Below are 10,752 nucleotides of genomic sequence, written 5' to 3' on the forward strand. Positions count from 1 at the left end.
GGTGCTCTGGCTCATCGTCGCCGTCCTCGCGGTCAGACAGGTGGCCGCCGTCCTCGGCACCCCGAAGGCGGACCGGCTGACGGATCTGGAGACCTGGGTCGGGCCCGACGGCGTCCTGCATGTGAAGGGGTCGCTCTACGACTCGACGCAGTTCACCGGCACCCCCTTTGGCGGACTCGTCCTCAAGCCACTCACCCGGGCCGCCGAGCAGGCTCTCGGCTGGGGCTGGACCTTCGGCACGCTGCTGCTGGTCGTCGCGCTCGGCGTGGTCGCCGCCCGCGCCCTGCCCACGCCCGTGAGCCGCCGTACCTCGCTGCTCGCCGCACCCGTCGCGATCAGCCTGCTGATGCTGTCGCTGCCGGTGCGCAACACCCTCCACCTCGGCCAGACCAGCATCATCCCCGTCCTGCTGGTCCTCCTCGGCTGCTTCGTCGCCCGCGAGGAACGGGCCGCCGGCGCCCTCGTCGGCCTCGCCGCCGCCCTCCAGCCCACCGTGCTGCTGTTCGCGCCGCTGCTGTGGTTCACCGGCCGGCGCCGGGCCGCCGTCTGCGCCGGGATCACCTTCGCCGCCTGCACCGCGCTCGCGTGGGCCGCGATGGCGGACGACTCGTACACCTACTGGGTCCACCACCTGGGCGGGGCCGGACTCGGCGGCCCCGCCGACGACCTCGCCAACCAGTCCCTGCACGGCGCCCTGCTGCGGCTGGGCGCCGAGGGGCCCCTCGAAATCGGCCTGTTCCTGGCGCTCGGCGCGGGCGTCGCCGTCCTCGGGCTGCGCCGCGCGGTGCGGTACGCCCAGGACGGCCAACTGCTGCTGGCGGTCGCCATCACGGGCTGCGCGGCCGTCGCCGTGTCGCCCACGACCTGGCAGCACCAACTGCTGTGGGTGCTGCTCGCGGTCGTCGGCCGGGTCGGCAGACGCGCCTCCGACCGCTACATGTGGCCGGTCGCCGTCATCATCGTGATGACGCTGCCCGCCAGGATGGTCATCCCGAACATGGGCGCCCTCTATCCGGTCCGCGACAACATCGTGCTGCTGGCCGCGGTCGCCGCCGCCACCGTCGTACCGTTCCTGTCCAGGACCTCGGAGCACTACCGCGCACCGATCCCCACGGACTACGCGCCGCCGGTCCCCGCCCGCTCCCGCCGCGTACCGCTCCTGCCGTTCCTGCGCCGGGTGCTCACCCGCCCGAACCTGCTCCTCGAACTGATGCTCATCCGGGTCACGTACGCCGCCTACCAGAAGGTCCGGCTCGCCGCGAGCGGGGGCACGAACACCGGCGGCCGGGCCACCGCCGAGGCGCACGGCCACCAGATCCACGACATCGAGAAGTTCCTGCACATCGACATCGAGCACTGGGTCAACCACACGGTCGTGAAGATCGGCTGGATGCGGGACTTCTTCGACTTCTACTACACGTCGTTCCACTTCGTGGTACCGCTGACCGTGCTCGCCGTCCTGTACTGGCGCCGCCCCGTCGACTACCGCTGGGCCCGCGCCTCCCTCGGCTTCGCCACACTGCTCGCCCTGGTCGGGTTCTGGCTCTACCCGCTGGCGCCGCCGCGTCTGATGCCGGGCCTCGGGATCATCGACACCGTGCACGGCGTACAGGACTTCTCCAAGCCGGACTACGGCACGCTCACGGCACTGACCAACCAGTACGCGGCGATGCCGTCGCTGCACTTCGGGTGGTCGCTGTGGTGTGGACTGGTCATCGCGATCGTCGCGCCGAAATGGTGGATGAAGGCGCTCGGGCTGCTGCATCCGTTGTTCACCGTGTCCGCGATCGTCACCACCGGCAATCACTGGGTGCTGGATGCCGCCGGCGGGGCGGTGGTGGTTCTGGCGGGGTTCGGGTTGTCGTACGTGTTGATGGGGCCGCGGGCTCGTGTCGCTGTCCGGGCGGCGGAGAGCAGTGGTGAGCGGCCGGAGGCTGTGAAAGACCGTGCGCTGAGCTAGAGGGCGTCTGAAGATCGAACGCGGCTGGGACCGGTCGGGCAGCCAGCTCGTCGCGCACGGGGTGACGGTCTTCGTGGCGCTCCTGCTGTCGTACCGCTATCTGCCGATGCGCATGGCCGAGCACCCGTGGGTGTTCGGACCCCTGGTCATACTGGCGATGCTCTCGGTGATAGACGCCTACGTACGGACCACCAGAAAGTGGGAACCGGAGTCCGCACCGGCGGTGCGACCGGAACGGCGACTCGAACTGGCGTGAAGGCGGGGAGGTTTCACGCCCCACGCCGCCCGGCCGGACGGCTTTAGCAGCGGAGCGCTCAGCCGTCCAGGGGGGTTCCCTCCCCCTTTCCGCTTGGGCTGACCTCAGCTGCGAAGCACCTGCCTGCCGGAGTGATCACGCGGCGGTCCCTGCCTAACGTGATGTCACATGCCGACCTTCTTACTGACAACCCTCCAGCCCGGCAGGCGAATCGCCGGCACCGGCCTCGCGGCCCTGGTGGCGGCCACGGCGCTGGCCACCGTTCCGGCCACGGCGCTGGCCACCGGGCCGGCCCAGGCGGTGGCGGCCCAGTCGGTGGCGACCGCGCCAACACCGGCAGCAGTTCCACGCCCCTCCACCGACTGCGGTACGCACGACCAGGTCCGTAGCGCACTACGTGTCCTCACCGGCCGTGACGGGATCGCCGGCGCCGCCGTCCTGGTGACCGACCCCACCGCGCACGCACCCTGCGCCGCGCGCTGGACCGAGGCCTCCGGGACGGCCGACCTGGGCACCGGGCGCCGTATGAACGCCGCCGACCGGTTGCGCGCCGGCAGCGTCACCAAGTCGTTCACCGCGACCGTCGTCCTGCAACTCGTCGCCGAGCACCGCATCGGCCTCGACGACCCCGTCGACCGCCACCTGCCCGATCTGATCGACGCACCCGGATACGACGGCCGCCGGATCACCGTACGGCAGCTCCTGCAGCACACCAGCGGGCTGCCCGACTATCTCGAGGCTCCCGAGTGGGAGCACTTCGAGCAGCTGCGGTACCGCCACTTCGAGCCCCGCGAACTCGTCGCACGCGCCCTCGAACTGCCACGCCCGCAAGGCAGTTGGCACTACGCCACCACCAACTATCTCGTCCTCGGCATGATCGTCCGCGAGGTCACCGGCCGTTCCCCCGAGGCGGAGATCAGCCGTCGCATCATCAACCCCCTCGGGCTGCACGGCACTTACTGGCCGGGCGACGCCACCCGCCTCCAAGGGCCGCATTCCCGCAGCTACTTCACCGACACCGAGGGCCGGCGCGTCGACGGCACCGACTGGAACATGACCTTCGGCGGGGTCGGCGGCGCCCTCGTCTCCACCCCGGCCGACCTGACACGGTTCGCCGCCGCCCTGTTCGACGGCCGGCTGCTGCCCCGCGCCCAACTGGCGCAGATGCGACGGACGGTGGCCGCCGACCCCGACCGACTGTGGCCCGGCGCCCGCTACGGCCTGGGCCTGATCTCCTCCCCCCTGTCCTGCGGCGGGACGTGGTGGGGACACGGCGGCACCGTGCCCGGCGGCCACCGGGCGCTGGTCGCCGTCGGCCCCGGTGGCCGCAGCGTCGCCGTCGCCCTGAACCAGGTGCCCGACTCCCTCCAGGCCGAACTCGACTTCCTGGACGTCGTCGACACGTCCCTGTGCGAGAAGGCGGCGCCCGCCACCGGTGGTTCCACCGGCTCCACCGGAACCTCTCCCTCTCCGCGATCTTCCGAAAGGACCCCCGCGTGAACGGCTCCATCTCGCCTCGGCGTCGCATGTCGCGTATCGCCTCGGCAGCCGCCCTGGCGCTCGTCGGCGCGCTCACCCTCGCCGCGTCGCCCGCCGTGGCCGAACCCACCGCCACCGCCCGTACGGCCACGGACCCCCTCGCCCTCTACCACCACCAGAACCCGACCTGGAAGAGCTGTCTGCTCGGCCCCGACGACGCGACCGGCAAGGAACTCGAGCAGGCCGGCGCTCAATGCGCCGACGTCACCGTCCCGTTGAACTACGACGACCCCGGCGGCCGTACGATCACGGTCGCGATCTCCCGCATCCGGGCCACCGACACGGACCACCGCGTCGGCGCGCTGCTGCTCAACGGAGGCGGCCCCGGCGGCCAGACGATCGGGGACCCGCCCTGGATCCGCGCGTCGATGAAGCAGGTCGGTGCGCGCTACGACGTGGTGGGCGTCGACCCGCGTTTCGTCGGCCGCAGCACACCCCTGGACTGCCACTGGCCCAGCGGGTCGTTCATCCGTGGCCCGGGGGCCGACCGGGCGGGCTTCGACCGTGCGACGGCCCTCGCCAAGGACCTCGCCGACCGCTGCCGGACGTACGAGGCTGACGTCCTGCCGTACGTCACCTCCCGGAACACCGCGCGCGACATGGACGTGATCCGTGCCGCGCTCGGCGAGCGCAGGATCTCGTATCTCGGCTATTCGTACGGCAGTTACCTCGGCCAGGTGTACGCCACGATGTTCCCCGGCCGCACCGACCGGGTCGTGCTCGACGGCGTCATCGCCCCCGACAACTACAGTCCCCGTCTGCTGCGCAGCACGGCACCGGCGAACCGGCACGCGCTCGAGGGCTGGGCCTCCTGGGCCGCCGCCCGCCACACCACGTACGGCCTGGGCGCCACCCGGCGTGCGGTCCTGGCGGCCGTGGACCGGATCCAGGCCGCGTCCGACGGGGCGCCGCTGCCGGTCGGTGACTACCGGGTGGACGGGCACCTGCTGCCCGTCGTCGTCCTCAACGGCCTCTCGCAGGACAACGACGCCGCGTACGCCGACCTCGCACAGGCCGTACGGGACCTGCGGCGCGCCGCCGACGGCAAGCCGGTCACCCCCTCGCCCTGGCTGGCCGACGCCCTCGACTTCCTGACGACCGGCTCCAACTCCTCCTACGGCAGCGTCCAGACGGCGATCCTGTGCGGCGACGTGGCCGCGCCGCGCGACCCCGAGACATACTGGCGCGACATCCAACGCGCCCGTGTACGGGACCCGTTGTTCGGCCCCGTCGCCAACTCCGTTGGCCCGTGCGCGTTCTGGGACGCGCCGCGCGAGCACCCGACCACGATCCGCCGTGATCTGCCGGCCCTGCTCGTCAACGCGAGCGGCGATCCGCGCACCACCTACGAGGGTGCGCGGACGGTGCGCCGCATGTGGTCCTCGTCCCGGCTGGTCACCCTGCGCGGGGCGGACCAGCACGCCGTGTACGGGGTGTTCGGCAGCACCTGCGCCGACACGGCCGTCAACACCTACTTCGCCACCGGCCACCTGCCGCCCAGGGACGTCACCTGCGAGAGGTGAGGTGCGGGATCCGTGGTCGCGAGCCGGACAGGGGTCGGCTCGCGATCGCGGATCCGCTGTGCCATGGGTACGGGTTCAGCGGAGGGGCCGCCTGGAGTGCCGGGACATCCGGGCCCCGAAGAAGATCAGGTCGGCGGCGAAGATCACGATGCCGATGGCCAGGAGATATCCCAGGCCCGAGGCTGCCGCACCGATGATTCCCAGGATGACCGCCACCAGGACCAGCAGCAGGAACAGTGCCAGCATCGGGACCACCTCCTCTGTGCCGTGACGGGTGCTGTGCAACGGGTGTGCCGTGTAGCGGGTTGGGTGGGTAACGGGTGTGCTGTGTACGGGTGTTCAGCGGCGGGCGAGCTGACGTTCGCCTCCCACTCCTGGTTGGTACGCCATCCCGTAGTGCCGGAAGATCTCCTCCTCCCGCTCGGCCGGCAGCACGTCGTCCGTCCCGATCGACGGGGCGTCGCGTACCTGTGCCTTGGAGTAGGAGACCTGGACGTAGCCCGGTCCGAGGACCGCGTCGTCGAGGGGGACGAAGACCAGCCGGTGGCGGGTGGGCAGCCCGGTCTTGACGGTGGCCATGGCCGGTTCGTCGGTGGCCGTGTCCACGTAGACCGATTCGAGCATGCCGATCTTGCGTTGCTTCGTGTCGACCACGTCGTGGTTGCGCCACTCGCGGACGTCGGCTGAACGGATCATGCCCTGCTCCCTGTCTGCGCGCTCCCGGAGGGCCGGTTACCGGGTGCCCTCTCTGACCGGAACGAATCCCCGCCCGCCGCACTCCGGGTAGTCGGACGGTCGCAATGTCGAGACCGCTGCTCAGCGCAGTGCGTGTTACGCACAGCGCGTGCTCGGCGCAGTGCGTGCTTAGCGCGGTGCGTGCTCAGCGCAGCGCACTCTTCTGCTGCCACTCGGTCCACGAGAGGTTCCACGCGCCGAAGCCGTTGCCGGGCGCGACCACGCCCTTGGTCTCCTTGCCGGTGATCTCGAAGGGGTCGCCCGGCCGCACCTGGCCGTAGAACCAGGCCGCGTCGGCGTCGCTCATGCCGATGCATCCGGAACTGTGGTTGGCGTTGCCGAACCAGCGGGCGTTCCACGGCGCGGCGTGCGCGTACATGCCCGACCAGGTCAGCCGCATCGAGTGGTTGACCATCTTGTTGTAGGCGTTGGCGAGGCCCACCGTCTCGGAGTTCATGTTGATCGTGCCCTCCTTGGCCATGAGCACGGCGGTTCCGCGCCAGGAGCGCCGGTCGCCGCCGGGCGTGCCGCCGGAGACCGGTATCCGCCGGACCTTCGCGCCGTCGCGGAGGAGGGTGAGCTGATGACTGTCGAGGTCGACCTTGACGATCTGCCGGGCGCCGATGGTGAAGGAGGTCGAGTAGTCGCGTACGAACCAGCCGCCGTCCTTGCCCGAGTCGGTGCCGTTCAGGTCGGCGTCGAGCGTGACCTTGGTGCCGGGCTTCCAGTACGACTTGGGCCGCCAGTCCACCCTGTCCCGGCCCGACCAGTCGGTGATCCAGCCCCAGGAGCCCTCGGTGCCGTTCGAGGTGCTGATTTTGAGCTGCTTCTCGACCGCGGCGCGGTTTCTGACCGGGTTGTCGAAGACCAGGGAGATCGGCTGGGCGATACCGACGGTGGCGCCGGCGCCCGGCCGCCAGTCGACCTTGTTGACCTTGTCCGCCGCGGCCGTGGTGAAGGCGGCCCGCGTGCTCTTCGCGGTTCCGCCCTCGGTGCGGGTCGCGGCCGTCACCGCGTACGCCGTGCCGGGGGCGGCCCTGCGGTCGGAGACCCAGGACCGGCCGTCGGCGGCGGCCTTACCGGTGAGCCGGTGGCCCTTCGCGTCGGTGACGGTCACCGCGGTGAGGGTGCCGCCCCTGGCCGTGACCCGCACGGGCTGGCCCGCCGGAACGCGTTCGCCGGTGGGCGTGACGTTGACGGTGACGGGACGGTCGTCGGCGCGCGGCGCCCCCTTGGCGTCCGGGGCGCTGGAGGAGCCGCCCGAGGAGCAGGCGGCGAGCGGTACCAGCAGGGCGGCCACGACGGCGGCCCGGACGCGGGCAGCGTCGAGTACGCGGGTGCGGCGGGACGACCGGAACGACCGCGACGCCTTGGACGACTGTGACGACAGTGACGACTGTGACGACCGGGACATGGGGACCTCCGGGAAGGCGGGAGAGGGCGGGCCGCGAATCGGCGATGTGGTGACTGTATGGCCGGAAAACCCGAGGTCAGCCGGTGTGGGGCCATGTGACGGCGACTGGTGAGGAACGGTCATCGTCCGGTCACATTCGCCGGACGGAGCGGTCATGGAGCGCTGTGAATCTCCTTGGTGTCCCCGCGAACGGCCCGGGGAGAAGGAGAGGCTCAGACCGTGTCAGCGCTGCTCGTGCCGCCCGGCCGTGTGCCCCAGGCACAGAACCCGGGCGTGGCCCTGCGAACCATCACCGCGGAGACCTACCGCGCCTTCCTCGCGTCCCCGGCGGGCGCGGCCCTCGGCGCGGGGTTCCTGCAATGCCCGTCCTGGGCCGACGTCAAGGAGGGCTGGCGTGCCCAACTGCTCGGCTGGGGACCGGATCCGGCGGCGGGCCGGCTGACGGGCGTGGCTCTGGTGCTGCTGCGTCAGTTCCCGGGCACCCGCAAGTCCTTCGCCTACCTTCCGGAAGGGCCCGTCGCCGACTGGAACGACCCCGACGTCGATGCCTGGCTCGGCCCGCTGCTCGAACACCTGCGCCGCACGGGCGCGTTCGCGGTGCGCATCGGTCCGTCGCCCGCCTACCGGCGCTGGGACGCCGCCCTGCTGAAGCCGCTCAGCGGCCCGGGCCGGCGCCTCGGCGACGTCCTCGCCAGTGAGGTCGACCCGCTCGGCACCGCCGTCGCCGAGCGGCTGCGGGCCCGGGGCTGGCGCCGTTGCGGCGGCGACGGGACCGGGGCGGACGGTGACGCCCAGCCGCGGCACGTCTTCCAGGTACCGCTCGCCGGACGCACCACCGAGGACCTGTGGTCCGGGCTCAACCAGGAGTGGCGCCGAAATGTGCGCCGGGCCCGGAAGGAGGGCGTGGAGGTGGTGGTCGGCAGCGCGGCCGAACTCCCCGAGTTCCATCGCCTGTTGGGCATCACCGAGCGCCGCGACGGGTTCCGCCTCGGCCGATCGCTCGCGTACTACGAGCGCCAGTACGCGGCGCTCAACGCCGAGGAACCGGGCCGGATGAAGCTGTACGTCGCCCGTCACCGGGGGGAGATCCTGGCCGCCCACACGATGATCACGGTGGGCCGCCGGGCCTGGTACCAGACGGGCGCCTCGGCCGACCACCGCCGCGAGGTCCGCCCCTCCAACGCCCTCCAGTGGCGCATGCTCCTGGACGCCCACGCCCAGGGCGCCGACGTCTACGACATGCGCGGGGTACCCTCCACTCTCGATCCGGACGAACGCGCGTACGGACTGCTGCGGTGGAAGCTGGGCACCGGCGGACAGGTGGTCGAGACGCTCGGCGAGTGGGAGAAACCATTGACCGGCAGCACCAACCACGCCCTCCACCGCGCCTTCCAGGCCTACTTGAACCGCCGATGAACCAACCAACAACGACACACACGCCACCGCCCCCATCACGGAAACCCACGGCGCACACGGAGACGGGGCCGCCGACGCCGGGTGCGGCCGGCGAAGCTGACGTGGTGAAGGCGGGTTCCACCGCTCGTAGCAGTGCCGTCATGGCCGCCGGGTCCGTCGTGTCCCGGGCCACCGGGTTCGTGCGGTCCGCCGTTGTCGCGGCCGCGTTGGGCACCATCGGGCCGGCCGCAGACGGGTACGCCGTCGGTAACGCCCTGCCCACCATCGTCTACGTGCTGCTCCTCGGCGGCGCCCTCAACGCCGTCTTCGTGCCCGAGTTGGTCAAGGCCGCCAAGGAGCACGACGACGGGGGCACCGCGTACACCGACCGGCTGCTCACCGTCTGCGTCGTCGCCCTGCTGGCGATCACCGCGACCGCCGTGTGGGCGGCGCCCGCGATCGTCGGCGCGTACACCGACTACACGGGGCCGCAGGCGGCCATGACCACCGCCCTCGCCCGTTACTGCCTGCCCCAGATCTTCTTCCTCGGACTGTTCACGCTGCTCGGACAGGTACTCAACGCCCGGGGCCGGTTCGGCGCGATGATGTGGGCGCCGGTCCTGAACAACGTCGTCGTCATGACCGTCTTCGGGCTGTACCTGGCCCTGGCCATGGGGCGCGGCGACACGCTCACCGCGACCGAGAGCGCCGTGGTCGGCTGGGGCACGACGGCCGGGATCGCCGTCCAGGCACTCGCCCTCGTCCCCGCGCTGCGCGCCGCCCGCTTCCGCTGGCGGCCCCGTTTCGACTGGCGCGGCAGCGGACTGACCCGCCCGCTGCGAGCGGCCGGGTGGCTGGTGCTGCTGGTGCTGGCCAACCAGGCCGCGTACTGGGTCACCACCCGGCTGGCGACGACCGCGGGCCTCGACGGCGGCCCCGGATACGGCGCGTACAACAACGCGTACGCGCTGTGGGTCGTACCGCACGGCATCATCACCGTGTCCGTGGTGACCGCGCTGATGCCCCGGATGAGCGCGTCCGCCGCCGACGGTGACATCGCCGCCGTGCGGCGCGACGTCTCCCACGCCCTGCGGGTCTGCGCCGCCGCCGTCGTGCCCGCCGCCTGTGCGATGTTCGCCCTCGCCCAGCCGGTGACGGCCCTCGTCTTCGGGTACGGCAGGACCAGCGCGGACGACACGGTGGCCATGGCGGGGATCCTGATGGCCTTCGCACCGGGACTCGTCGCCCTGTCGGGCCAGTACGTCCTGTCCCGCGCCTTCTACGCCCTCTCCGACACCCGTACGCCTTTCCTGCTCAACCTCGTGATCGTCGCCCTCAACGCGGGCCTGTCCGTGGCCGCCGCGCACCTGATGCCGGCCCGCTGGGCGGTGACGGGCATGGCGGCGGCGTACTCAGTGGCGCTGTGCGCGGGCTGGGCGGTGACCGGCCTGGTACTGAGCCGCAGGCTCGCCGTCGCACGCCCGCTGCGCTCGTCCGCCGCCGGCGCGCACGCGCGGCTGCTGCTCGCGGCCGTCCCCGCGACCGCGCTGGGCCACTTCGCGGTGCTGGGCGCGGCGAGGGCCGGCGCCCTGCCCGCTGCAACTGCCGGGGCCATCGCAGTCGTCCTCACCTTCGCCCTGCTCACCCGCCCACTACGCCTCACGGAACTCAACGCACTACTCGCAGGCATCCGCCGGACCTGGACCAGGATCCGGACTCGGACCCGGACCCGCACCTGACCGTGACTCGCGCCGGACCCGGACCAGGGCCCGCCCTGCACCCGCACCTGACCTGGACCCGACCTGGACCCGCCTCGCACCCGACCTCCGCCCGCACCTGATCCAAACCTCACCTGGACCCGGACCCGATCCGGGACCCGACCCTCACCTGGACCCGCACCTGATCCGGACCCGCACACGCCCCCCACCCC

At 71.9% G+C, this 10,752-nt stretch carries 8 protein-coding genes and 1 pseudogene; 6 read left to right on the forward strand and 3 right to left on the reverse strand.

Annotation, left to right across the window (positions count from 1 at the left end):
- Nucleotide 1: 1 nt before the first annotated feature.
- From ADL01_RS13015 to ADL01_RS13030, 4 genes and pseudogenes are all read left to right on the forward strand, one after another.
- A complete protein-coding gene (locus ADL01_RS13015) occupies nucleotides 2-1,960 on the forward strand; it encodes a bifunctional glycosyltransferase 87/phosphatase PAP2 family protein (protein WP_078960491.1) in 1,959 nt (652 codons plus the stop codon).
- Between the two features lie 13 nt (nucleotides 1,961-1,973).
- Nucleotides 1,974-2,216: pseudogene (locus tag ADL01_RS13020) on the forward strand (inositol phosphorylceramide synthase); the annotation flags it as partial.
- 168 nt (nucleotides 2,217-2,384) lie between these two features.
- Entirely contained in the window at nucleotides 2,385-3,716 is a 1,332-nt protein-coding gene (locus ADL01_RS13025; RefSeq protein ID WP_078960492.1) for a serine hydrolase domain-containing protein, read from the forward strand.
- Between the two features lie 26 nt (nucleotides 3,717-3,742).
- Nucleotides 3,743-5,278, forward strand: a complete 1,536-nt coding sequence (locus tag ADL01_RS13030; protein ID WP_053742123.1) for an alpha/beta hydrolase — start codon at nucleotides 3,743-3,745, stop codon at nucleotides 5,276-5,278.
- 75 nt (nucleotides 5,279-5,353) lie between these two features.
- Here the strand turns inward: ADL01_RS13030 and ADL01_RS45335 are convergent, their stop codons facing one another.
- The 3 genes from ADL01_RS45335 to ADL01_RS13040 all read right to left on the reverse strand — a co-directional run bounded on the left by ADL01_RS45335 (nucleotide 5,354) and on the right by ADL01_RS13040 (nucleotide 7,427).
- Nucleotides 5,354-5,524 (reverse strand): hypothetical protein, encoded by a 171-nt coding sequence (locus ADL01_RS45335; protein ID WP_199834814.1) that lies wholly within the window; start codon nucleotides 5,522-5,524, stop codon nucleotides 5,354-5,356.
- A 93-nt stretch (nucleotides 5,525-5,617) separates the two neighbouring features.
- The gene (locus tag ADL01_RS13035; RefSeq protein ID WP_053742119.1) at nucleotides 5,618-5,974 is read right to left on the reverse strand and encodes a PRC-barrel domain-containing protein; all 357 of its coding nucleotides are present in this window, start codon (nucleotides 5,972-5,974) and stop codon (nucleotides 5,618-5,620) included.
- A 184-nt stretch (nucleotides 5,975-6,158) separates the two neighbouring features.
- A complete protein-coding gene (locus ADL01_RS13040) occupies nucleotides 6,159-7,427 on the reverse strand; it encodes a L,D-transpeptidase (protein ID WP_078960493.1) in 1,269 nt (422 codons plus the stop codon).
- 219 nt (nucleotides 7,428-7,646) lie between these two features.
- Here ADL01_RS13040 and ADL01_RS13045 point away from each other — a divergent pair, with 219 nt between their 5' ends.
- Entirely contained in the window at nucleotides 7,647-8,843 is a 1,197-nt protein-coding gene (locus ADL01_RS13045; RefSeq protein ID WP_053742120.1) for a lipid II:glycine glycyltransferase FemX, read from the forward strand.
- The gene (murJ, locus tag ADL01_RS13050; RefSeq protein WP_078960494.1) at nucleotides 8,840-10,561 is read left to right on the forward strand and encodes a murein biosynthesis integral membrane protein MurJ; all 1,722 of its coding nucleotides are present in this window, start codon (nucleotides 8,840-8,842) and stop codon (nucleotides 10,559-10,561) included. Before ADL01_RS13045 ends, murJ begins: the two co-directional genes overlap by 4 nt.
- Nucleotides 10,562-10,752 lie beyond the last annotated feature (191 nt).

The organism is Streptomyces sp. NRRL WC-3618 (assembly GCF_001280005.1).
Classification (GTDB): Bacteria; Actinomycetota; Actinomycetes; order Streptomycetales; family Streptomycetaceae; genus Streptomyces.